Here is a 23,950-nt window from a genome sequence, read left to right as displayed (position 1 = left end):
ATATGTATTCGCACATTGTCCAGTGGGATATAAGTTTTTTTGTATTTCGTTGATTAAGCACAGCAGTGAATCAAGTTTTTTTAGTCTCCTCATTTCACAAAGTGGATGGAGAAGAACAGCACAACACCCATCTCAACGTTAACTTTCTTTGGGATGGTTTTTTAAAACGGAAAAACAGCAGGTGCTTATTGACACCTGCTGTTTATTTTTATTTAATTACACACATCTACGTCGAGCATGTTTAAAGGCCACCAGAAGAAGCCGTCTTTCTCAAGCAATTCATCTGCTGCTTTTGGTCCTTTTGTACCTGCCGGGTAGTTCGGGAATGCTGCTTTTTCATTTCTCCAGGCTTCGGCAATGACGTCGACAAAGCTCCAGGAAAGGGCCACTTCATCCCAGTGGGTAAAGTTTGTGGAATCACCGCGCATGGCGTCGTGAATTAATTTTTCGTATGCTTCCGGTGTATTCATGATATCTTCGCCGTTGTTTGCATAACTCAGCTTTACAGGGGTTGTCTGAAGTTGACGTCCTGATTTCTTCGCATTCAAATGCAGCGTGATGCCTTCTTCAGGCTGAATATGAATAACGAGCAAATTCGGCTCCATTTCTTGATCATCCGGACGGTAATATAAATTCATCGGGATGTCTTTAAATTGAACGACGATTTTCGTTGATTTTAACGGCATTCGTTTTCCAGTACGGATATAGAATGGCACGCCAGCCCAGCGGAAGTTGTCAAACATGACTTTCCCTGCAACGTATGTTTCCGTATTTGAATCCGGATCGACATTTATTTCTTCACGGTAGCCCGGAACATGATCACCTGGTCCATATTGGCCGCGTACGAAATAGTCATTCACCGTTTCGAGTGTCAACGGGCGCATTGAACGGAACGCGCGCACTTTTTCACTGCGAATATCGTCATCCTGCAGGCTGATTGGCGGCTCCATTGCAAGAAGGGCTACCATTTGAAGCATATGGTTTTGAACCATATCTTTCAAAGCGCCGCTTGTTTCATAGTACCCGCCGCGTTCTTCTACACCGAGTGTTTCACTTGATGTAATTTGAATATTCGAGATGTATCGGCTGTTCCAGAGCGGTTCAAACAACGCATTGGCGAATCGAATCGTTTCAATGTTTTGAACCATCTCTTTTCCAAGATAATGGTCGATACGGTAAATGTCCTTTTCATCAAAAGAACGGCGAATTTGCGCATTCAATTCCTGCGCGGACGGTAAATCGTGGCCAAACGGCTTTTCAATAACGAGACGGCCGAAGCCTTCTGTATCCGTTAAACCATCCAGTTTCAAATGCTCTGCAATCGTACCGAAGAATTCCGGCGCCATTGCCAAATAGAAAAGACGGTTGCCTCCGAGTGAATATTTGCTGTCCAGTTCATTTGCAAGCGTTCGAAGCTCCGCATATGAATTGGAATCCGATACATCATGAGGCAAATAATAAAAATGAGAAATAAATTCATCTATTTGGTCTTGAATATTAGTCGATTCCATAACTGATTTTTTTACGTGCTCACGAAAAATGTCGTTATCCCATTCTCGGCGGGCTGTGCCAATGACAGCGAATCCTGATGATAGATGTCCTTTTCGATATAAACGATAAAGAGAAGGATATAATTTGCGTTTTGCCAGATCTCCTGTTGCACCGAACAGGATCGTCAGAGCAGCTGGCGTTTCTGTTTGTTTCACGTTTCTAACCCCGCTTTTGAGATTCATTTTTATACTATTGCATTTTTTCACAAAACAGTGAAAGTGACAAGTATTTTTGTTTATGAAAGAAATATGGCAAAATAAGACGAACAAAGGAGTGATTTAATTGGAATTATTATTTCTTGGAACAGGTGCCGGTGTGCCAGGTAAAATGCGCAACGTAACGTCCATTGCACTCAAGATGTTAAACGAACGCGGCACTGTCTGGCTTATCGATTGCGGTGAAGCTACACAGCATCAAATATTGCATACAAGTCTGAAACCGCGCCGGATTGAAAAAATATTTATCACCCATTTACATGGAGATCATATTTTTGGCCTGCCCGGTCTTCTTGGAAGCCGCTCTTTTCAAGGCGGCATTGAACCGCTCACGGTGTACGGTCCGGCCGGTATTCGCGCGTTTATTGAAACCGCACTTCATGTCAGCAATACGCATCTTCAATACCCTCTTTACATAGAAGAAATTGAAGAAGGAACGGTCTTTGAAGACGACGGGATCATCGTTACAGCTGGAAAATTAGATCACGGCATATACTCTCTCGGTTATAGGTTTGCCGAAAAAGAAAAACCAGGCGAGCTGCTCGTTGATCTTCTCCGTGAAGATAATATTCCACCAGGCCCAATTTATAAACAAATAAAAGAAGGGAAGCAGGTTACATTGACAGATGGGCGGAAAATTGACCCGGATAAATACACAAGTGACCCACAACCTGGAAAAATCGTCACGGTCCTCGGTGATACAAGACCGTGCGACATGGCCGTTCAACTTTCTTTAGGTGCAGATTTGCTTGTTCACGAAGCAACATTTAACGCAGAGAATAAAAAGATGGCACATGATTATTACCATTCAACGACATCACAGGCAGCCGGAATGGCGATGCGTGCCGGCGTCAAATCCTTATGCTTAACCCATATCAGCTCCCGCTATACGAGAGAAGATGAGCGTCAGCTTTTAAATGAAGCCAAAGAGCTGTTTCAACCGGTTATTATCGCTCGTGATTTCCTCGAAGTGCTCATCAATTAGTGTTTATAAGAGAGACCAAGCCTTTTTGACTGAGCAGCGGCTTCTTTTACACCAGCTTCAATTGCTTCTTTTACGTGCCATTCGTCAAATGTGCGGATGGCAGCTTCCGTAGTCCCTCCGGCGCTAGTTATCGCTTTGCGGAGAGAAGCAGCTTGGCCGTTAGACTCGGAAAGCATGTCAGCGGCACCGAGAAGGGTTTGAATAATGAGCGCCTTGGCTGTTTCATGGTCAAGACCGAGTTCTTCACCGGAAGTCTGCATCGCTTCGGCTACATAATAAATATAAGCCGGACCGCTTCCGGAGACGGCTGTCACAGCGTCCATTTGCGATTCGTCCACCGTAATCGCAAGACCAATAGCCGTAAATAGATCAATGGCCGCTTTATGCTGGCCGGCTGTAACGTGTTTATTTAACGCGATGGCTGTCGCTGACTTCCCAACCGCAGCGGATGTATTTGGCATAGAGCGAATAATCGCACACGGTTTGCCAATGGCTTTTTCCATAAAGTCAATCCCAACACCGGCAAGAAGGCTGATGATGACGGAACCATTATGTATGTAAGATCGTATTGCCTCAAGCCCTGCAGCCGCATCTTTTGGCTTCATCGCAAGCACAATGACATCAGCATTATTCAAAGCTGATTCCATGTCATAGCCTGATTGAATGCCATATTGAGCCGCCAACTCTTTGAGTCGTTCGTTGTTCGCGCGGTTTGTCACATAAGTGTTTTCTGCTTGAAGAGCTCCGCTTGTAATTGCACCGGCAATTATCGCTTCAGCCATCGAACCGGCTCCAATAAAAACTGCTTTCAACGTGATTCCTCCCTGTTGCCTAAACATTTTGACTTTTCAAGTGATTATGCGGAAAAGAAATGGTTCTGTCAAGAGAGTAATGAACAATGAATGACAATTCATTGTGGAACAGGTACACTACATATATAATGAATATTATTTCAGAAAAATGGCAGGTGGACATAATGGGGATTGAAACATATGAAAACATCATTAAAATAACGATGCCAACGCCTTTCCCGATTGGTGATGTCAATACATATTTAGTAAAAGGGGACCGGCTTACACTAATCGATGCCGGTGTGAATACAATAGAGGCACGTACAGCGTTAAAAGCGGGTTTAAAAGAAGCTGGCTACAAAGCATCCGACATTGAACAAGTAATTTTAACGCATCACCACCCCGATCATACCGGGCTGCTAGATGATTTTCATGTCGATATTTACGGACATGAATATTGCGCCAACTGGTTGTCACACAATCAATCATTTTTGGACTGGCGTCGAGAATTTTTCCATTCATTATTCCGTGAATTTGGCGTGCCGGATGAGATGATGGAAATTGCGAATAACCTGGAAAAAACGCTGAAATTCAGCTCGAAAAACAGCGTCCTTACACAAGCATTAAAAGAAGGAGATGAACTGCCTGCATTGCCTGGATGGCGTGTCTATGAAACGCCGGGGCATGCACAAAGCCATCTTGTTTTTTACCGTGAGAAGGATGGTTTTCTTATAGCGGGAGATCACGTGTTGAAAACTGTTTCATCCAACCCACTCATTGAGCCCCCATCCAATGATGGGGGAGAAAGGGCAAAATCATTGCTTCAATATCATGACTCGCTAAGAAAAGTAATGGATTTGGATATCCGGTATGCATTGACCGGTCATGGAAACGATATAAAGTCGATTAACCCGTTAATTGAACGGCGTTTCGAACGGCAGCATGACCGTGCCATGCTTGTTTTATCCATGCTGCGAGAAAAACCGATGACCATTTTTGACGTCTGTACGAAACTGTTCCCGGAAATGTATAAAAAAGAAACAGGCTTGACGCTCTCGGAAACGGCAGGACAATTTGATTATTTAATGGAACGCGGTGACATTCACGTGTACAATGTTGAAAACGGTGCCGCATATTTCCGGGGGTGATGCAGATGGGAAAAACGGTTGTGATCACCGGAGCCTCTTCGGGTTTAGGTGCAGAGCTTGCAAGAGAAGCGGTTTCGGCGGGCTTTCATGCTGTGTTAGTGGCACGCCGGCTGGACTTTTTAGAGAAAATAAAAAAAGAATTAGATCCCACAGGAAACGTACGTGTGTTTCAGGCAGATGTGACAGATCGTACCGCTCTCGAATCTGTTTTCCGTGAAATTGGTCAAGTCGATGTGCTGATTAACAATGCAGGCGTCGGTTATTTCGCGTGGGCGCATGAAATGAAACCGGAAGAAACGGTTCAAATGATCAGCGTGAATGTGAACGGATTAATAAATTGTACGGAACTTGTCATACAGCAAATGATTGAACGAAGAAGCGGACACATCATTAATGTTGCCTCACAGGCCGGTAAACTGGCGACACCAAAATCAGCGGTGTACGCAGCAACAAAGCACGCGGTTTTAGGTTACACAAACAGCATACGCATGGAGCTCGCCCGCTCGAATGTACTAGTTACGGCGATAAACCCGGGGCCGATTGCGACTCCGTTTTTTGATAATGCGGATCCGGAAGGGACCTATATAAAAAATGCGGGGAAAATCATGCTTGATCCGGTTTATGTGGCAAGAAAAACAATCGCTGCTATCGGGCGTCCGGTTCGAGAAGTGAACGTGCCGAAGTGGATGGCGGCCGGCAGTATCATTCATCACTTATTCCCAAAAACCGTCGAACGCCTCGGCCGGAAAGTATTTTTTCAAAAATGACAAGGAGGGCGCTGAAACAGTGTCCTCCTTTTAATGATTCGGATCTAAGTTGTACTTTCTTAAAAACGCATTCAGTGCTTCTTCGTACTGTTCCGGGTTTTCATTATATGATTGTGCATGTGCACCATTTGGAGCGAAATAAATTTCTTTTGGGCCTTCTTTTACTTCAAACAGCGCTTCGGTCATGCGTGGCAAAATAAACTTATCATCCATGCTGTGAATAAACAGAATGGGCTTTTTTATGTTTTTCACTGCCTCTAGAGGGGTTAATTCAGATAGTTTGTATCGTCCTCGAAGCCAGACAGACCACTCGGCGATTGTCAGCAAGAATCGCGGCGCCCCGCCAATTTCACGCCTCATTTGGTGCTCCAATTGTTCTCGGAAGTCCGAAAAAGGACAATCCGCTACATAAAAATCAGCCCGGTCTTCAATAGTTCCGGCGTATAAAAGAAGTGTAACGGCCCCCATTGATTCACCGTGTATACCAAAGCGTACATGAGGGCCCTCCCGCCGGACTAATTCATCAGCTACTGCTTTTAAATCCATTTTTTCGAAATGTCCGTAGCTTGTGAATGCGCCTTCTGATTCGCCATGCCTTCGATGGTCGTATATAACCGCATTAAAACCGCGCTTTAAAAATAAATTCATATATTTAATAGAATTTACTTTATGCTCAGTGACACCGTGGCAAAAAATAACATATGGATTGCCGGGGGTTGGTGTAATAAAAACACTTTTTATTCGAATTCCATCTTCAGAGGTTATCCAAACGTCTTCTTTCGGCAGTTGTTCATATGCGTTTTCATCAAAACGTCCTGCTTTTCTTTCGCGTTCAACAATCGCTTTATCTGCTTTTTTCATCCTATACAAGATACGTTGCGATAAATATAAGCCCGTACCTGCAAGCAGAACCGCTGCAGCAGAACCGCTGGAAATGGCGGCTTTTTTTATAATCGATGTGCGTCGTAATCTGCTTTTATTGCTGTATCTTGAATCCATTTATATTCTTCCTCCGTCAAGGCGGCTTCACGTACCGCTCGTGCATTTTCTCTTAGCTGATCTACCGAACTCGCACCCGCAACGACTGCGGCTGCAGCAGGATGATGAAGCACATAGCGAAAAGCAAGGCCATTTAACGTTCGATCCGGAGCGAGACTGTTTTCAATTGTCGTTAGAACAGTTGAAAGCTCTTTTTCACTGTACCATTTCAATCCTTTTTTCGCTGCTTTTTGAAGTTTTTCACGCCAATTTGTGCTTAAAAGGCCGAATGAGACCGGTCCGCGAGCGACGACACTGACGCCATTCTCTGCTAAAATAGGAAGAGCCTGAAATTCAGGACGGCGGTCTAAAATGCTGTACTGCATCATCACGCTTGAAATAGAAGACCGTTTTACATATTGATTGATAACCGTCGGCCGAATGGATGAAATCCCATAGGCACGGATGAATCCTTCCGACTTTAGTTCTTCAAATGCTTCAATCGTTTCGTCAATTGGATCATCTAGCGTGCCGCCGTGCAGCTGATACAAATCGATATATTCCGTGTCGAGACGTTTTAGGCTTTGTTTCGCAGCTTCTTTTATATAGGCTTTTGACGCATCCCACGTCCAGCTGTCTTTTGAATCGGTCCATCGGTTGCCTGCTTTTGATGCAATAACGACTTTCTCGCGGACTTGTTTCAATGTTTTGCCGACAAGCTGTTCGTTGACGCCAAAATCATATAAGTCTGCTGTATCGAAATACGTAATGCCTTCGTCAAGAGCTGTATGCAAGATGGATTCAGCATGACGTTCTTCCGTACCAATGGACATACAGCCGAGTCCTAGTTCACTGACAAAAATGCCGGAATTGCCTAGTTCACGTGTATTCATTCCAATCACCTTCCTTTTTCTAAAAGTGTAACATATGGAAGAGGAGAAAAGAAAAGAGGGAACTTTATGCATAAATTTGAAGAAAAAACTATTAAAACGGAGTCGATTTTTCAAGGGAAAGTCATTCGTCTGCAGGTCGATGATGTCCTGCTGCCGGATGGGAAGGAAGCAAAGAGAGAACTCATTAAACATCCCGGCGCAGTATGTGTCGTCGCACTGACAGCAGAAAAAAAAATCATTCTTGTTGAACAATACCGCAAAGCACTTGAACGTCCCCTTGTCGAAGTGCCGGCAGGGAAACTAGAACCCGGAGAAGAACCCGAATTATCAGCGCGGCGGGAGCTAGAGGAAGAAACAGGATACCGTCCAGGGAAAATGACACATGTTCAGTCGTTTTACACATCACCAGGGTTCGCTGACGAGCTTGTACACGTGTTTCTTGCAGAAGAACTTGTGAAGGTAGAAGACGGTCTAGCTGCGGATGAGGATGAGTTTGTCGAGTTAATGGAAGTGACCATTGAAGAAGCAGAGCAGCTTTTACAAGAAAACCGTATTTATGATGCAAAAACAATGTGGGCGCTGCAATATTTGCGCTTAAACGGACTGGTATAATGATGCCGCCCCTCTCATATAGTGGGCAAAGAGAGGGGGGCCTCCATTTATGTGGATTGCCATCAACCGTCATATTCAAAAACGGGCGGCACTATATCTATTTACAGCCGTACTGCTTATGACAGGAACGGCCTTTGGCGCGCTCGCTGTTAATAGCATGATGCCGGTTCAAAAATCCGAGCTGTATTCTTATGTGAAAGAGTTTTTTACGCAGGCATCCGCCGGAAACGTTGCCAAGCCGCTTGATTTATTTTGGGAAAGCGTCACTCATAATATAAAATTCACTGGTGCCATGTGGATCGCAGGTATTTCCGTAATCGGCCTTCCGCTTATTTTTGTTTTGCTGTTTTTAAAAGGAGCAGTGACCGGTTTTTCGGTGGGCTTTCTTATCCAGCAAATGAAATGGGACGGGCTTTTGATCGCACTATGCACGATTTTGCCCCAAAATATGATTCTCATACCCGCTTTTTTATTCACAGCAGTGATGTCTGCATCGTGTTCAATTCGGCTTGTGCAAAAGCTGACTGTCAAACAAACCGTGCCCCTTCCGGTTGCGAAAAGTATTATGACGTACATGGGCTATATGGGGGCGGTGTTGATTGCGATTCTGATCGCCGCCTTTATAGAAGCATTTATTTCAAGTCAGATGATGAATGTGCTTCTAAATAAATTCTTTTGATTCATTGCATCATTTTGTTATAATAAAGATTACATCGGCGAGGGAGGGGACAAAAATGGAAAGCCGGATTGACCGTATAAAAAAACAGCTGCACGCAGCAAGCTATAAACTAACACCGCAGCGCGAAGCCACTGTGCGTGTTCTTCTTGAACATGAAGAGGACCATTTAAGCGCAGAAGACGTGTACCTCCTCGTTAAAGAAAAAGCACCGGAAATTGGGTTGGCTACAGTCTACAGAACGCTCGAACTATTAAATGAACTCAAAGTGGTAGATAAAATAAACTTTGGAGACGGTGTCTCACGTTACGATCTTCGTCAGGAGGGCGCAGCTCATTTTCATCATCATCTCGTCTGCATAGAATGTGGAGCGGTGGATGAAATACAAGAAGATTTACTTGATGACGTCGAAGCGATCGTGGAAAGCAGATGGAATTTTAAAATTAAAGATCACCGCCTGACGTTTCACGGCATTTGCAGCAGATGCCACATGAAACAGGAAGAAGAAGGCGAAAAAGGAGATCTTGAAAAACAACATGCTGAATAAAACCTTTCGAACAGTCGAAAGGTTTTTTTGATGAAGGAGTGATAACTCTTGGAAGAACACATGAATGACTTTCTTCATTTTTTAATAGTCGAAAAAGGGCTTGCTGAAAACACCATTGCAGCATATCGGCGGGATTTAACTCACTACATCGATTATGTGAAAAAAGTTGAACAGGTGACAGCAGGCGGGATTAAGCGAATACATATTTTACACTTTCTCGAACAGCTGAAAGAACAGGGAAAGTCACCGAAAACAATCGCCCGTCATATTTCCACCATTCGTTCATTTCATCATTTTTTAATTCAGGACAAAGTAACGGATCATGATCCAACAAATCATATTGAAACCCCAAAATCAGGCCGTTCACTTCCAAAAGTACTGAGTATGGAAGAAACAGAGGCGCTGCTCGCAGCACCAGATGTTTCAACTGCTCTCGGGATGCGTGATAAAGCGATGATGGAACTGATGTATGCCTCGGGGTTGCGCGTTAGTGAATTGACATCGTTAAATAAAGAAGACGTTCATTTAACGATGGGGTTTGTCCGGTGTACGGGAAAGGGGGACAAAGAAAGAATTATTCCTGCTGGACGCCACGCACTGGAAGCAATTGAACGTTATCTGCAAAATGGACGTCCCGATCTCGTCTCGAAAAAGCACCGTGAAGATGCGCTATTTTTAAACCATTACGGGAAAAGACTCACGCGACAGGGCTTTTGGAAAATCATAAAAGCACTGGCGAAAAAAGCAACCATCGAAAAAGAAATGACCCCCCATACGCTTCGCCATTCGTTTGCGACACATTTGCTTGAAAACGGAGCCGATTTACGTGCTGTACAGGAAATGCTTGGCCACGCTGATATATCAACAACACAGATATACACACATGTTACGAAAACACGGTTAAAAGATGTGTATTCACAGTTTCATCCTCGCGCCTGAATCTTTCAGGTGCTTTTTGTATTTACAAAATTGATCCATTATAATAAAACGGAGAAGTCAGACTTGTGACATAACTTGTTACCTGCATATAGAAATTTGAGAAGAAGATACTAAAGCGACTAGAAAGGGGCATAAAGCATGGACAAACGGATGTTTAACAGAATTCACTTAATTGTGCTCGATTCAGTCGGTATTGGCGAAGCGCCTGATGCGCGACAATTTGGTGATGAAGGAGCAGACACGCTCGGGCATATTGCAGAGCGGATGGGTGGATTAAATATGCCGAACATGTCAGCTCTCGGGTTGTCTAATATAAAAGAAATAAAAGGAATTAAGAAAGCGGATCCGCCGGCAGCTTTTTATACAAAAATGCAGGAGGCGTCAAGCGGCAAGGACACGATGACAGGTCATTGGGAAATTATGGGTCTAAATATTCAAACGCCATTTCAGGTGTTCCCAGACGGATTTCCGGCTTCATTAATAGAAGATCTCGAACGAAAGTCAGGAAGAAAAGTGATCGGCAACAAGCCGGCAAGCGGAACAGAAATTCTAGATGAACTAGGGAAAGAACATATGGAAACAGGGGCGCTGATCGTCTACACGTCGGCGGATTCCGTACTCCAAATTGCCGCTCATGAAGAGATCGTTCCACTTGATGAATTGTATAAAATTTGTGAATCTGCCCGTGAAATGACAAAAACAGGGGAATACATGATTGGGCGTGTGATTGCGCGTCCCTTTGTTGGAGAACCGGGTAAATTTGAACGGACCTCAAACCGCCATGACTATGCGTTAAAACCATTTAGACGTACGGTTATGAATGAGTTAAAAGATGCGGATTTTGATGTTATTGCAATCGGGAAAATTGCGGACATTTATGACGGAGAAGGGGTGACGGAGGCTATTCGGACAAAATCAAATATGGACGGAATGGACAAAATCATCGCCGTAGCTCAAAAAGACTTTACCGGATTATCTTTTCTTAATCTTGTTGATTTTGATGCGCTGTTTGGCCATCGCCGCGACCCGGAAGGATATGGAAAAGAACTGGAGAAATTTGATATGAGGCTGCCGGAATTAATCAATGTGCTGAGAGAGGATGATTTGCTCATTTTAACAGCGGATCATGGAAACGATCCTGTTCATCATGGGACGGATCATACGCGCGAATTTGTTCCGCTTCTAGTCTTTTCGAAAAAATTTGCTCGGGGCAATGCGCTTGAAGTAAGAAAAACATTTGCTGATATTGGTGCATCTATTGCTGATAATTTTACAATAAGCATGCCAGAGTACGGAAAAAGTTTTATGGGGGAATTGAAGTGAACTATACGCATATTAAAGAAGCGGCCAAATTTATAGCGGATACAATCGGTGAAAAACCTGAGATTGGTTTAGTTTTAGGCTCGGGCTTAGGCGTTCTCGCAGATGAGATTGACAGTGCTTCCTCTATCCCTTATGAAGAAATCCCTCATTTTCCGTTATCTACGGTTGATGGGCATGCAGGGGAGCTTGTAACCGGTACATTATCAGGTAAAATAGTCGCAGCGATGAAAGGGCGATTTCATTATTATGAGGGGTACTCATTTGAGCAGGTGACATTTCCGATTCGTGTTATGAAAGCATTGGGCATCGAAACGATCCTCGTCACAAATGCGGCAGGCGGAGTGAATGAATCGTTTAAGCCAGGCGATTTAATGATCATTACAGACCATATAAATTTAATGGGGGGGAATCCTCTAATCGGTAAAAATGATAACCGTCTCGGCTCGCGTTTTCCAGATATGACCGAAGCTTACAGCCGTAATCTGCGCAGCCTCGCGAAAGAAGCTGCAAAAAGAACAGGTATTTCTATTCAGGAAGGTGTTTACGCGGCAAATACAGGACCTGCATATGAAACGCCGGCAGAGGTGCGGATGGCCCGTGTTCTTGGTGCGGATGCAGTGGGGATGTCAACAGTTCCGGAAGTCATTGCTGCACGTCATGGCGGGATGAGCGTTCTTGGTATTTCCTGTATTTCAAATATGGCTGCCGGAATTCTCGATCAGCCGCTTTCACATGATGAAGTGATTGAAACGACAGAAAAAGTGCGAGTAGATTTTCTTTCTTACGTAAAAGAAATTGTAAAATCTTTGTAAAGTGGTGAGGACAATGAGAATGGTTGACATCATTCATAAAAAACGGAATGGCAAAGAATTAATGGAAGAAGAAATCCGGTTTTTTATTGAAGGTTACACGAAAGGCGATATCCCGGATTATCAAGCATCGGCACTAATGATGGCAATTTACTTCCAAGGGATGGTGCCGCGCGAAACGGCTTTATTAACCAAAGCGATGGTGGATTCAGGTGAAACAATTGATCTATCCGCGATTCAAGGGCATAAAGTAGATAAGCATTCCACAGGCGGAGTCGGCGATAAAGTAACATTTATTGTTGGTCCGCTTGTCGCATCGGCTAACGTACCTGTCGCAAAGATGTCCGGCAGAGGGCTCGGTCATACAGGAGGAACGCTTGATAAACTGGAATCAATTGAAGGTTTTAACATCGAACTAACGAAAGAGCAGTTTATTCACAATGTAAACCAACATAAACTGTCAATCGCTGGTCAAACGGGAAACCTTGCACCTGCAGACAAAAAATTGTATGCCCTCCGCGATGTGACGGCAACGGTAGAATCCATTCCGCTTATTGCCGGTTCGATTATGAGCAAGAAGCTTGCATCAGGTGCGGACAGTATCGTACTGGATGTGAAAACAGGTTCGGGTGCGTTTATGAAAACGCTAGAGGATTCGAAGGCGCTTGCAAAAGAAATGACCGCGATTGGGAATAATTTGGGCAGAAAAACAGTTGCGATTATTAGTGATATGAACCAGCCTCTTGGATTTGAAATAGGAAATGCGAATGAAATTAAAGAAGCTGTGGCCATTTTACAGGGAGCGAAGGTGGAGGATCTTCGAAGACTTTCACTTGAAATTGCCTCACACATGACGGTTCTCGCTGGTGCATTTGAACATTATAAACAAGCCTATAAAACTCTCGAACAGCATCTTGAAAACGGCAAGGCGTATGAAGCATTCCGCCAGTTTGTCATTGCACAAGGGGGGAACGCAGACATGATAGATGATGTATCAAAACTTCCTCAGGCGAAACATCACATTCAGGTAAAGTCGGATACTGAAGGGTATGTAGCGGAAATTGATGCGGAGTCTATTGGCACTGCCGCCATGTATTTAGGAGCGGGACGGGCAACAAAGGATGATAAAATCAATCACGGAGTAGGGATTACGTTAAAGAAAAAAATTGGCGATGAAGTAAAAAAAGGAGATGTCCTAGTGACATTGCACGCAAATAAAGAAAATCCAGAAGATTCAATTAGAAAAATAGCAGAAGCGTACCGTTTTTCTGATGAACCTGTCGAATCGCCAACACTTATACACTTAGTGATTCAAGACTGACAATTGTCAGTCTTTTTTATTGTCGAACAAAAGGATATTTTTTCTACTTTTGTAAATAGGAAGGATAAAGAGTTTTCAACAACGAAATTACCGTCTTAGTACCAAAAGGAGGAATAAAGGAATGTTGACGATGACGGCAGAAACAAGTGGGAAAATATTATGTGTCCGACTGACGGGTGAACTCGATCATTATTATTCGGAACAGGTAAAAGAGTTTGTCGAATCGGAAATGGAAGCGAATCAGACACAGCATTTAATCTGGAATCTAGAGCAACTTTCCTTCATGGACAGTTCTGGACTCGGAGTGGTTCTTGGCCGCTACCGCCAGGTGAATGAAATGGGCGGCAGTGTTACTGTATGTGGATTAAACACACAGGTGAAGCGCCTTTTTCAGCTGTCCGGACTGTTTAAAATTATGTATTTTGAAAAAACTGAACAAGATGCACTGCGCAGATTGGAGGGATCTTCATGCAAAATGTCATGAATCTTTCGTTTAACGCACTCGGTGAAAATGAAGCCTTTGCCCGCGTAGCGGTCGCTTCGTTTGCCGCAAAATTGAATCCGACAATGGATGATCTGGCTGAATTAAAAACGGCTGTGTCAGAAGCGGTGACGAATGCAATTATTCACGGCTATGATAGCAATCCAGCCGGTATTGTTTATATTACCGCTTCAATTGATGACGGAGAAATTGATGTTGTCGTACGTGATGAAGGAAAAGGAATTCATAACATTGATCAAGCAAAGGAACCATTGTTTACGACAAAACCGGAAATGGAACGGGCAGGCATGGGGTTTACAATTATGGAGCATTTTACCGACCTGCTGGAAATAGAATCGAGCACCTCATCAGGAACCGTTGTACGGTTTAAAAAGCGTCTGGCCGACAAACGTGTCCGGTGTGTATAAAGGGATACGTCTATGAAACAGGTCGTACAGCTGTCTGATAGTGAAGTAAAGGCGCTCATTACAAAAAGTCAGTCCGGTGATCTGGATGCAAGAAACAAACTAGTCGAATGGAATACACGACTCGTTTGGTCAGTTGTACAGCGTTTTCTAAATCGTGGTTATGAGTCGGATGACTTGTTTCAAATTGGCTGCATCGGTTTGTTAAAATGTATTGACAAATTTGACTTGTCTTACAATGTAAAGTTCTCTACGTATGCCGTTCCGATGATTATTGGTGAAATACAGCGTTTTCTGCGTGATGATGGAGAAGTGAAAGTAAGCAGGCGGTTAAAAGAAACGGCCAATAAGATGAGACGTGAGAGAGAAAAATTTACTGCGGAATTTGGTCGTGCTCCGACGATTACAGAATTGGCGGAAAAGCTTGATATTTCCACAGAAGAGGCACTAATGGCACAAGAATCTGCAAAAAAACCTGCATCGATTCACGAAACCGTATACGAAAATGAGGGGGAACCGATTACACTTCTTGATCAGCTTGCTGCTCCGGAAATGAAATGGTTTGATTCTCTTGTTTTAAAAGAAGCGGTGGAAAAATTAAATAAACGGGAGCGGCTTATCATTTATTTGCGTTATTACAAGGATTGTACGCAGGCGGAAACGGCGGAGCGTCTTGGAATTTCGCAAGTACAGGTGTCCCGCTTAGAAAAACAGATTATTCGCGTCCTTCGTGAGGATATGAATAAAAAGTAAAACGCACGGGGAAACTCCGTAAAAAGCGGAGGTGCGGGTATGGATGACACAGTGTATATAAGTTTGAAACGCCACGTTCGTCTTGATCAGCGGCTCATTTCTTTTTTTGATGTGGCAGACGTACAGGCGAGTGAGTATATGATGCCGATTTTGGAGAAAATAATCGTCAAACAAGTACCGCCTTCAGCTGGAAATATTGTCGTCGTTACAGTGCTGGATGTCGTGAATGCAATGAAAGAGACGATGCCTGATTCTAAAGCGGTCATCGCCGGTGAAACGGAATCCATTGTCAGTTTCCATAGTGTAAATAATACTGCACCTTTCTGGAAAATTGCCTTTGTCTGGCTTGTTTTGTTTACAGGAGCGGCACTGACCATTATGAATTTCCATGAGGACGTGTCAATGCAGAAAGTCCATGTCATGATCTATGAGATGGTAACCGGCTCAAAAGTCGAAAAGCCATTATGGCTCCAAATTCCATACTCCATTGGACTTGGTCTTGGCATGATTCTCTTTTTTAACCGCCTATGGCAAAAACGGCTGAATGAAGAGCCAGGTCCTCTTGATCTGGAAATGTTTAAATACGAAGAAGATATTAACGGTTACCTTGCTGCAAATGAGAAGGAACAAAAGTGAGATGGAAATAGCTGTAGTGCTATTTTTAGGAATCGCAGGAGGTCTCGCAACGGGTGCGGGCTATGTTGCGTTTATTACGGTGCTCGGCGTTATTCCCCGTCTCGTGTCTGCTACAAAAACGCAGCCATTTATTAATCTGTATGAAATGGCGCTGGTATTTGGAGTAATCACCGGGACGTGTATGCATATTTTTTCTGTTGATCTGTCATTGCCGGATTTCATGACAGCAATAATTGGACTGTTTAGCGGGTTATTTATCGGCATGGCTGCCGCTGCATTAACGGAAGTATTAAACGTCTTTCCCATCTTATCAAGAAGAGCGGGAGTTTTTGAGCAGATTAACATCTTAATGATGGCGGTGGCGCTCGGGAAAACAGCCGGATCCCTTGTCCAATGGATTTTCTTTTCGCCGCTTTGAAAGGAGACAGCATGATGCACGTTCATCCTAGTGAAATTGAGAGTTATTTAGAACAAGAAGCTGGACTGGGGAAAAGTTTTGATGTCGGTGTCAGAAAACTAACGATAGCCGGGGAACCACTCCATTTATATTTTATAACGGGTTTAGTTGATACCCGTTTTATTATTGAATTAATCGAGTCGCTGTTAACAGTTGAGAAAAAACGAAAAGAGCCTGCCATAGATATACTGAAAAACCATTTCGTCCATCAATCAGTGGAAGAGATAAACGATCAATCGAAATTGACGGTTGCTCTTTTATCAGGCCTTATCGTTATTGCTGTACCGGATGGTGTATTTACTATCGACGTCCGCAGTTACCCAGGGCGGCAGCCGGAAGAGCCTGACACAGAAAAAGTGGTCCGTGGTTCACGTGACGGCTATGTCGAAAACATAGTTATAAACACAGCGCTCACGAGAAGAAGAATTCGCGACGGAAGGCTCCGTTTTGAGATGATGAAAGCAGGGTCGGTATCAAAACTTGACATTGCAGTCGGATACATGGAAGGAATCGCAGACCCCATAATCGTTGAAAAAGTAAAGAAAGAAATAGAGAGCATTGATATCGCGGGTGTACCAATGGCGGATAAAACCGTTGAGGAGTTTATCGTCAAGCAGCGATATAATCCGTTTCCACTTGTCCGTTATACAGAACGTGCCGATATAGGTGCCGCTCACCTGCTCGAAGGTCATGTACTGTTATTTACAGACACATCACCGGCAGTGATGATTATGCCGGCCACTTACTTACAGCATTTACAGCATGCAGAGGAATACCGTCAGCTTCCTGCTGCTGGTACATTCATCCGGATGATTCGCTATATTGGATTATGGATGTCGCTGTTTTTACTCCCGCTCTGGTTTTTATTTGCCCAGCATCCAGAAATGCTGCCGGAAGCTCTTTCGTTTATTGGACCAAATGAAAAAACAAAAATTCCGCTGGCAGTTCAGATTCTAATTGCTGATGTTGGAATCGAGTGGCTGCGTATTGCTGCGATTCACACACCGATGCCGCTTTCGACCGCCATGGGTCTGGTCGCCGCTGTCATGATCGGTCAAATCGCCATCGATACAGGGCTTTTTGTGCCTGAAGTGATTCTTTATACTGCACTAGCGGCAATTGGAACGTTTTCAACGCCGAGTTATGAGCTCGGCCTCGCGAATAAAATGATCCGTCTTTTTTTCATTTTGTCCATTGCCTTTTTTGGAGCAGCGGGTTTCGTCATCGCCTTTACTTTGTTTTTTCTATTTCTCGTACGTCTCAAGCCGTTTGGCGCCCCATATTTATGGCCGCTTGTCCCCTTCGATGCTAAATCGTTATTAACAATATTGATTCGCCGACAGGCACCGGAGCAGTCTGGGATCCCGCAAATAAACCGGGTATCTTCTGACTAACCGGTGATTTTCTTCTAATATTGAGCGGGCCGTCAATGTATGATATAGTACTTTTATTCTGATGCCGAAATTTTGCGGATTTTGGCATGACGTTAAAAGAACGGAGCGATTAATATGCATACATATGGTACATCAGCGGTGAATGACCGCGGCCATTTGGAAATAGGGGGCGTCGATGCAGTAGAACTTGCGGCGCAGTATGGAACACCTCTTTATTTATATGACGTAGCGTTAATTAGACAGCGCGCGAGAGGATTTAAACAAACATTTGATAAAATGGGCATAACTGCACAGGTTGCCTATGCAAGCAAAGCCTTCGCCTCGGTTGCGATGATGCAGCTGGCTGAGCAGGAAGGACTGTCACTTGATGTCGTGTCCGGAGGAGAATTATATACAGCCTTAAAAGCAGGATTTCCTGTAGAGCGAATCCATTTCCACGGCAATAATAAAAGCCGTGAAGAATTAGAAATGGCATTTGATGCAAACATAGGCTGTGTTGTGGTCGATAATTTTCATGAACTGGCGTTACTAGATGAAATCAGTCAGTCACGTGGACAAATGATGAAGATTTTACTGCGGATTACACCGGGCATTGAAGCTCATACGCATGACTATATTTTAACCGGTCAAGAAGATTCGAAATTCGGCTTTGACTTAAATAATGGACAAGCAGAAGAAGCCCTTGATGCAGCGGTTAATAAGCCATTTCTTGAGGTTCTCGGACTGCATTGCCATATCGGTTCACAGATCTTTGAAACGACGGGTTTCATTCTGGCGGCAGAAAAAATTATCGGCAAGCTTGCTGATTGGAAAGAGCGGCTTCATTTTGAGGCCACTGTACTTAACTTGGGCGGGGGCTTTGGTATACGTTATACGTCAGAAGATGACCCGCTTGAGCCTGCAGCTTATGTTGAAGAAATTATTAGGAAGGTGCAGGAAGAGTCGTCACGTCTAGGTATGAGAATGCCGGAAATTTGGATTGAACCAGGCCGTTCACTTGTTGGTGACGCAGGTGTGACAATATATGAAACAGGTTCTGAAAAAGACGTCCCGAACGTGAGAAAATATTTAGCTGTAGATGGCGGGATGAGTGATAACATTCGACCTGCTTTATATGATGCAAAATATGAAGCAGTTCTTGCCAACCGGGTAAATGATCCTGTAGAAGAAACGGTGTCTATTGCCGGAAAATGCTGTGAATCTGGTGATATGCTCATTTGGGACTTGCCTCTTCCAAAAGCAGAAGCAGGTGATCTTCTCGCTATGTTCTGTACGGGAGCATATGGCTATTCGATGGCGAACAATTACAATCGTATTCCGCGGCCGCCTGTTGTGTTCGTTGAAAACGGAGAGGCGAAACTCGTGATTCGCCGTGAAACATATGAGGATCTTATTAAACTCGATTTGCCGCTCCAGTTGCCCCAAACGAATTGAGAGGTGGGAAAATCATGAAAAGCAATGTGGTTTTACTCATTTTGTTAATGCTGACCGCAATCGGCTGGGGATTTTATTACTGGTTCTTTATTGTAAAATAAAGGAAGAAGCTTGCGGATCCATGACCGTTTTAGTAATATAGAAAGCGTGAAGTTATCACGCAGGTAAATCCTGCTAATTGAAGAGGGATTTTTAATGCTGATTCGATATAAAAAATCGTTTAAGAAAATTGCGATGGGGTTGCTGTCGTATATGCCGCAGGAAAAAGAACTGCGAACGCTTCGAGAAACGATCGAGTGCTACGAAAATAACGATGAACGCCAGTTGTATTTATGGAAGATAGAAGAAGACATTGTAGGCGTCGTCGGTGTAGCAATTGGAGTAAAGAATGTGGAGATTTTACACATTGCAGTCAATCCGTCCTATCGGGATGAAGGGATTGGAACGGAAATGATCGCTGAAGTAACTAAAGCTTATCCAGACAAAGATGTAGTTCCCGGTGCGGAAACTACACCTTTTTACGAAAAATGCACAAAAGAAGCCGGTAAAGGCTGCCGTTTATAACGGCACCTTCCCGGCTTTTTTTAATTGAATAGCTAATTGTCTTGCTTCAATGACATCAGAGCGGTCGCGCATTTTATGTTTTTCGGATAAATATTGTTCATCTGGATTCGGTTTAAAAGTCTCGACAAACTCATTAAATTCATCGGACAAATTTTCGTCGGCAATAGGTATTGAAATTGGTGCAAATGGCTCACCATTTCTAAGGCGGGCCGCAGATTTTCGAATCGATGCTATAAACAGGTCTCCATCAACTCCGAGCCGCGCAAGTTCGATTTGTTTTTTCGATAAGCAGTTAACGGCTTTTTTTGCTATCCGTATCGCGCCATTTACATTGCCTCGGCGGTAATGATATAAGAAAACAGCGGATTGAATTAAACCCACCCAAACAGAATCACGTGCACCGTCTGTATTTTTCCAGTGTTCTTCTAACAGCTCATGGCATTCAAAATAATCACGGTCAATATGAAAATGTGCCAGAAAAGCAAGATACGGCACAGGATACGTATACATTCAATTTCCCCCACTCAGTTGGTCGGATTTATTTTAGTTTATCACGATTCATACATTTTCTCAATCGAAAACACTGAAAGTAAATATGATATATACTATACTTTATGATATGCAAGAAAGGTAATGGAAAACAGGAGATATGTAATGGAATATAAAGTAAAGATTGATTCGTTTGAAGGACCGCTTGATTTACTCCTTCATTTAATCAATAAATTAGAAATCGACATATACGATATTCCGGCTGCGGAAATAACGAATCAATATTTAATGTATGTAAACACAATGCAGCAGCTTGAACTTGATGTAGCGAGTGAATACCTTGTTATGGCTGCGACGCTGATTGCCATGAAAAGCCGTTCCTTGCTCCCTGACCATTCATCGGAAGACGATGAATTTATGGAAGAAGAGGATCCTCGGGAAGAACTAACCCGCAGGTTGATTGAATATAAAAAGTATAAGGAAGCAGCCGTTAAACTGCAGGAATTGGAGGAAGAACGGGCAAAATTATTTTCCCGTCCTCCAGCAGATATGCTATTTGCGCAAGCAGGAGAAGGTCCGCTTAATGTGTCGATTTACGATATGCTCGGTGCCTTTCAAAAAATGACCCGGCGCAAAAAGCTTGCTGTACCAAGACAAACAACCATTCGCCGTGAAGAAATTTCCGTTGAAACGAGAATGAAATCGCTAATGAATAAGCTGACGAAAGCAAAAGAGCCGATTCTCTTCGAAGACTTATTTCAGTCTCATGAAAAGGAGGAACTTGTGGTGAGCTTTTTAGCCATTCTCGAATTAATGAAGCAAAATGAAATAACGGTCACACAAAATGGAAATTTTTCTAGCCTGTATGTCATGTCTGGAGGGAAAAATAAATGACAAATGAAAGCATAATTGAAAGCCTGTTATTTGCGGCGGGTGATGAAGGGCTGACAGCAGATCAAATAGCTTCTGTTTTAGATGTTGATGTGCAAACTATACGAAGCGTGATTGAACGGATGGCAGAGGGGCTATTGCTTGATGAATCGCGCGGTGTAATGATCACAACGTACGGGAAGGAATATAGGCTGATGACGAAAAAAGAAAATGCTTCGTTTATCCAAGCTCTTGCTGAAAAACCGTCGCCTAAAACATTATCACAGGCAGCACTTGAAACGTTAGCAATTATTGCCTATAACCAGCCGGTAACGCGTATTGAAGTGGAAGAAATACGGGGTGTAAAGACCGAACGCCCCATCGCAACTCTCGCTGCCCGGGGTTTAATTGAAGAAGCAGGACGAGCAGAAGGAGCAGGACGGCCGATTTTGTACGCCACAACGACTGAGTTTCTTGATGCGTTTCAATTAAAAAGTCTTGACGAACTTCCGCCTCTTGTAGAAGGTGAAGTATTCATTCAACAGGAGGCTGATCTATTTTTTGGCAGGTTTGAAGATGCAATGGGTGAAACGCAAGAAGAATAATCATGAATACCGACTTCTTCTCATAAAGTAATGAAAAAGGGAAGGAGCGGACACATGATAAAAAAGCTGTTGATCATCGCTGCTGCCATTCTTTTATGCATCGCCGCCATCCCATCTAAAGCTGCCGCACAGCCGTCTGTCTCAGCAAGAAATGCAGTGCTGATGGATATGGACAGCGGCCGCGTTCTGGCTTCTAAATCGGCGCATGAGCGGCGGCCAATAGCGAGCATAACGAAAATCATGACAGCGCTTTTGGCTATTGAATCAGGGCGCATGAAAGAAAAGGTTAAAATAAGTGAAGAGGCAGTCATGGTGGAAGGTTCAAGTTTGTATTTGGAAAAAGGGGAAACACTGACACTCGAAGAACTTGTGTACGGGTTAATGCTTCGTTCCGGGAACGATTCAGCAATTGCTATCAGTCAGTTTATCGGGGGGAGTACACCGGAATTTGTCGCGATGATGAACAAAAAAGCAAAGCAAATTGGAATGAAAAATACCGTGTTTATGAATCCTCACGGATTGGATGATCCACAGCATCAATCCACAGCTTATGATATGGCGCTTTTGACGGCAAAAGCAATGGACAACCTTGAATTTGAAAAGATTGTCGGCACCGCTTCCTATAAAACGAAAAGCCGCCCGCTCCGTGTTTGGGAAAATAAGCACCGTCTTGTGAGAGAAGGTGGAAGGATCACAGGCGGCAAAACGGGATTTACGAAACGATCTGGCCGAACGCTTGTTACAACAGCGAAACAAAACGGGCTGCACCTAGTAACAGTAACGCTTGACGCACCGGATGACTGGCGTGACCATCAGGCGCTTTTTGATAATGGGTTTATATCGTATAGACTGGTAAATGTAGTGGAAAAAGAACCATTTAAAGTACCGGGTGAACACGATTTTTTTTATGCAAAAAAAATGGTTCGATATCCATTGACGGAAGAAGAGAAAAAAATCGCGTACGTTCGCATTGTATTGGATCAGAAAAAGGATAAAAGCGAGAACAGTGCAGAGCTGTGGATTGGCGATGAAAAGCAGATGGAAGTACCAATTTACCGCTCTAAAAAACAAGAGACGTCCTTTTTCGAAAAAGTAAAGGGGGTGCTCGATTAATGGTCAGTGCGGCCTTTGCTTTTTTATTGTTATCCGGTTTTGTATTTGCAGCAGTCAACGGGACGATGGCTGAGGTGAATGAAGCACTTTTTCAATCAATGGAGCAGTCTGTTCAGCTGGCAATATCGCTTGCAGGAGTCATATTATTCTGGACAGGCGTGATGAAAACAGCGGAAGCAGCCGGGATCGTCAGCTGGCTTGCTCACATTGTCCAGCCGCTTCTTAGCCGCCTATTTCCTGAAATTCCAAGAGATCATCCTGTCTTTGGATTCATCGCGTCCAATATGGCAGCAAATTTTTTTGGTCTTGGCAATGCGGCAACTCCGATCGGATTAAAAACGATGCGGGAGCTGCGTCAAATAAATGATGACCGGGACACGGCAAGCCGATCGATGATTACATTTCTTGCATTAAATACAGCAGGTGTAACCCTCATTCCAACAACTGTCATCGCACTTGGCATCTCTCATGGCGCCAAAAACCCCGCAGATATTATTTTGCCCGCGTTTCTTGCAACCGTTATGTCCGCCTGTTTTGCCATAGTCATTGATCGATACTATGCCCGTAAAAGGAACCGGTAATGGCGGCATGGCTTATTCCAGTCATCATCGCTGTGGTCATTACGGCAGGATTATACCGGAAAGTAAATATATATACGGCATTGACAGATGGAGCAAAAGAAGGGCTGCATACGTGGATCGCCATTGTGCCTCATTTAGTGATTATGATGGCCGCGGTGGCTGTTTTTCGTGCATCAGGTGCTGCTGACTGGATTGCGGGTCTGTTTAAACCGCTCACCTCACTCATTGGCATTCCTCCCGAAGTTGTTCCTTTGGCCATTATACGGCCGATATCCGGCTCAGCAACATTAGCCATGCTCGATCAGATCATGCGTGAATTCGGTGCTGATTCCTATATTGCGAAACTTGCTGCTGTCATGCAGGGAAGCACGGATACAACACTATATGTGCTTGCCATCTATTTTGGTGCAGCGGGGATAAAAAAAACAGGCGATGCACTGAAAATTGGGCTGCTTGCAGATGCCGCTGCTTTTGCTTCTGCTGTCCTAACTGTTGCCTGGCTATTGTAGCCAGGCTTTTTTTCATTTCAGTTTTCTTTTCCTTTTACGCTATTTGTGCCATAATGCTTTAGAGTATTTATGACAAATATAGAG

28 protein-coding genes are annotated in these 23,950 nt (G+C 43.8%); 23 read left to right on the top strand and 5 right to left on the bottom strand.

Going from position 1 to position 23,950, the window contains the following annotated elements; translation table 11 throughout:
• Positions 1–212: 212 nt before the first annotated feature.
• Positions 213–1,706, bottom strand: coding sequence for a glucose-6-phosphate dehydrogenase (gene zwf / locus BTO28_RS15305; RefSeq protein ID WP_076767848.1), 1,494 nt, complete (start codon positions 1,704–1,706; stop codon positions 213–215).
• A 127-nt stretch (positions 1,707–1,833) separates the two neighbouring features.
• Here zwf and rnz point away from each other — a divergent pair, with 127 nt between their 5' ends.
• Positions 1,834–2,751 (top strand): ribonuclease Z, encoded by a 918-nt coding sequence (rnz, locus tag BTO28_RS15300; protein WP_076767846.1) that lies wholly within the window; start codon positions 1,834–1,836, stop codon positions 2,749–2,751.
• Here the strand turns inward: rnz and proC are convergent.
• Positions 2,748–3,563, bottom strand: coding sequence for a pyrroline-5-carboxylate reductase (gene proC, locus BTO28_RS15295; protein WP_083711681.1), 816 nt, complete (start codon positions 3,561–3,563; stop codon positions 2,748–2,750). The genes rnz and proC overlap by 4 nt on opposite strands.
• 164 nt (positions 3,564–3,727) lie before the next feature.
• Between proC and BTO28_RS15290 the strand changes: the two genes are divergently transcribed.
• Together BTO28_RS15290 and BTO28_RS15285 are read left to right on the top strand one after the other, a co-directional pair.
• A complete protein-coding gene (locus tag BTO28_RS15290) occupies positions 3,728–4,690 on the top strand; it encodes an MBL fold metallo-hydrolase (protein WP_076767842.1) in 963 nt (320 codons plus the stop codon).
• A gap of 5 nt (positions 4,691–4,695) precedes the next feature.
• Positions 4,696–5,457: an SDR family NAD(P)-dependent oxidoreductase gene (locus BTO28_RS15285; protein WP_408606682.1), complete on the top strand. Its 762-nt coding sequence runs from the start codon at positions 4,696–4,698 to the stop codon at positions 5,455–5,457.
• Between the two features lie 30 nt (positions 5,458–5,487).
• On the opposite strand, the gene BTO28_RS15280 is transcribed toward BTO28_RS15285, so the two are convergent.
• On the bottom strand, positions 5,488–6,456 hold the full coding sequence (locus tag BTO28_RS15280; RefSeq protein WP_083711679.1) for an alpha/beta hydrolase: 969 nt from the start codon (positions 6,454–6,456) through the stop codon (positions 5,488–5,490).
• Complete coding sequence (locus tag BTO28_RS15275) at positions 6,405–7,328, bottom strand: aldo/keto reductase (RefSeq protein WP_076767838.1); 924 nt, start codon at positions 7,326–7,328, stop codon at positions 6,405–6,407. The genes BTO28_RS15280 and BTO28_RS15275 overlap by 52 nt, the downstream gene beginning before the upstream one ends.
• 66 nt (positions 7,329–7,394) lie before the next feature.
• On the opposite strand from BTO28_RS15275, the gene BTO28_RS15270 reads away from it, so the two are divergent.
• From BTO28_RS15270 to BTO28_RS15200, 15 genes are all read left to right on the top strand, one after another.
• Complete coding sequence (locus tag BTO28_RS15270) at positions 7,395–7,940, top strand: NUDIX hydrolase (protein ID WP_076767837.1); 546 nt, start codon at positions 7,395–7,397, stop codon at positions 7,938–7,940.
• Between the two features lie 49 nt (positions 7,941–7,989).
• Positions 7,990–8,619, top strand: coding sequence for a stage II sporulation protein M (gene spoIIM / locus BTO28_RS15265; RefSeq protein ID WP_076767835.1), 630 nt, complete (start codon positions 7,990–7,992; stop codon positions 8,617–8,619).
• 55 nt (positions 8,620–8,674) lie between these two features.
• Entirely contained in the window at positions 8,675–9,163 is a 489-nt protein-coding gene (gene fur / locus BTO28_RS15260) for a ferric iron uptake transcriptional regulator (RefSeq protein WP_076767832.1), read from the top strand.
• A 48-nt stretch (positions 9,164–9,211) separates the two neighbouring features.
• On the top strand, positions 9,212–10,102 hold the full coding sequence (gene xerD / locus BTO28_RS15255; RefSeq protein WP_076767830.1) for a site-specific tyrosine recombinase XerD: 891 nt from the start codon (positions 9,212–9,214) through the stop codon (positions 10,100–10,102).
• A gap of 138 nt (positions 10,103–10,240) precedes the next feature.
• On the top strand, positions 10,241–11,425 hold the full coding sequence (gene deoB / locus BTO28_RS15250; RefSeq protein WP_076767828.1) for a phosphopentomutase: 1,185 nt from the start codon (positions 10,241–10,243) through the stop codon (positions 11,423–11,425).
• A complete protein-coding gene (locus BTO28_RS15245) occupies positions 11,422–12,237 on the top strand; it encodes a purine-nucleoside phosphorylase (protein WP_076767827.1) in 816 nt (271 codons plus the stop codon). The genes deoB and BTO28_RS15245 overlap by 4 nt, the downstream gene beginning before the upstream one ends.
• Before the next feature lie 13 nt (positions 12,238–12,250).
• Positions 12,251–13,555: a pyrimidine-nucleoside phosphorylase gene (locus tag BTO28_RS15240; RefSeq protein WP_076767825.1), complete on the top strand. Its 1,305-nt coding sequence runs from the start codon at positions 12,251–12,253 to the stop codon at positions 13,553–13,555.
• Positions 13,556–13,676: 121 nt separating this feature from the next.
• Complete coding sequence (spoIIAA, locus tag BTO28_RS15235) at positions 13,677–14,039, top strand: anti-sigma F factor antagonist (protein WP_076767823.1); 363 nt, start codon at positions 13,677–13,679, stop codon at positions 14,037–14,039.
• The gene (gene spoIIAB, locus BTO28_RS15230; RefSeq protein WP_076767821.1) at positions 14,024–14,464 is read left to right on the top strand and encodes an anti-sigma F factor; all 441 of its coding nucleotides are present in this window, start codon (positions 14,024–14,026) and stop codon (positions 14,462–14,464) included. The genes spoIIAA and spoIIAB overlap by 16 nt, the downstream gene beginning before the upstream one ends.
• A 12-nt stretch (positions 14,465–14,476) precedes the next feature.
• On the top strand, positions 14,477–15,214 hold the full coding sequence (gene sigF, locus BTO28_RS15225) for an RNA polymerase sporulation sigma factor SigF (RefSeq protein WP_076767819.1): 738 nt from the start codon (positions 14,477–14,479) through the stop codon (positions 15,212–15,214).
• A 39-nt stretch (positions 15,215–15,253) separates the two neighbouring features.
• A complete protein-coding gene (locus tag BTO28_RS15220; protein ID WP_076767817.1) occupies positions 15,254–15,850 on the top strand; it encodes a stage V sporulation protein AA in 597 nt (198 codons plus the stop codon).
• 1 nt (position 15,851) lies between these two features.
• Positions 15,852–16,268, top strand: a complete 417-nt coding sequence (locus BTO28_RS15215) for a stage V sporulation protein AB (RefSeq protein WP_076767815.1) — start codon at positions 15,852–15,854, stop codon at positions 16,266–16,268.
• Entirely contained in the window at positions 16,244–17,701 is a 1,458-nt protein-coding gene (locus BTO28_RS15210) for a spore germination protein (protein ID WP_408606681.1), read from the top strand. Before BTO28_RS15215 ends, BTO28_RS15210 begins: the two co-directional genes overlap by 25 nt.
• Positions 17,702–17,815: 114 nt before the next feature.
• Positions 17,816–19,135, top strand: a complete 1,320-nt coding sequence (gene lysA / locus BTO28_RS15205) for a diaminopimelate decarboxylase (protein ID WP_076767811.1) — start codon at positions 17,816–17,818, stop codon at positions 19,133–19,135.
• A 195-nt stretch (positions 19,136–19,330) separates the two neighbouring features.
• Positions 19,331–19,699 carry a GNAT family N-acetyltransferase gene (locus BTO28_RS15200; protein ID WP_076767809.1) on the top strand — a complete coding sequence of 123 codons (369 nt, stop codon included), beginning with the start codon at positions 19,331–19,333 and terminating at the stop codon, positions 19,697–19,699.
• Here BTO28_RS15200 and BTO28_RS15195 read toward each other — a convergent pair.
• Positions 19,694–20,209, bottom strand: a complete 516-nt coding sequence (locus BTO28_RS15195; protein ID WP_076767807.1) for a DUF309 domain-containing protein — start codon at positions 20,207–20,209, stop codon at positions 19,694–19,696. The genes BTO28_RS15200 and BTO28_RS15195 overlap by 6 nt on opposite strands.
• 144 nt (positions 20,210–20,353) lie before the next feature.
• On the opposite strand from BTO28_RS15195, the gene BTO28_RS15190 reads away from it, so the two are divergent.
• From BTO28_RS15190 to BTO28_RS15170, 5 genes are read left to right on the top strand one after another with little or no spacing between them, the layout of a single operon-like run.
• The gene (locus BTO28_RS15190) at positions 20,354–21,082 is read left to right on the top strand and encodes a segregation/condensation protein A (protein WP_083711677.1); all 729 of its coding nucleotides are present in this window, start codon (positions 20,354–20,356) and stop codon (positions 21,080–21,082) included.
• Positions 21,079–21,663, top strand: coding sequence for an SMC-Scp complex subunit ScpB (scpB, locus tag BTO28_RS15185; protein ID WP_076767803.1), 585 nt, complete (start codon positions 21,079–21,081; stop codon positions 21,661–21,663). Before BTO28_RS15190 ends, scpB begins: the two co-directional genes overlap by 4 nt.
• Before the next feature lie 54 nt (positions 21,664–21,717).
• Complete coding sequence (locus BTO28_RS15180; RefSeq protein WP_095532695.1) at positions 21,718–22,776, top strand: D-alanyl-D-alanine carboxypeptidase family protein; 1,059 nt, start codon at positions 21,718–21,720, stop codon at positions 22,774–22,776.
• Entirely contained in the window at positions 22,776–23,357 is a 582-nt protein-coding gene (locus BTO28_RS15175) for a nucleoside recognition domain-containing protein (protein WP_076767801.1), read from the top strand. The genes BTO28_RS15180 and BTO28_RS15175 overlap by 1 nt, the downstream gene beginning before the upstream one ends.
• The gene (locus BTO28_RS15170; protein WP_076767799.1) at positions 23,357–23,866 is read left to right on the top strand and encodes a spore maturation protein; all 510 of its coding nucleotides are present in this window, start codon (positions 23,357–23,359) and stop codon (positions 23,864–23,866) included. The genes BTO28_RS15175 and BTO28_RS15170 overlap by 1 nt, the downstream gene beginning before the upstream one ends.
• The last annotated feature ends 84 nt before the right edge of the window (positions 23,867–23,950 follow it).

Origin of the sequence: Domibacillus epiphyticus (assembly GCF_001975785.1) — a bacterium.
Taxonomy (GTDB): domain Bacteria; phylum Bacillota; class Bacilli; order Bacillales; family Domibacillaceae; genus Domibacillus; species Domibacillus epiphyticus.
This window is presented reverse-complemented; position numbering and strand designations above follow the sequence as displayed.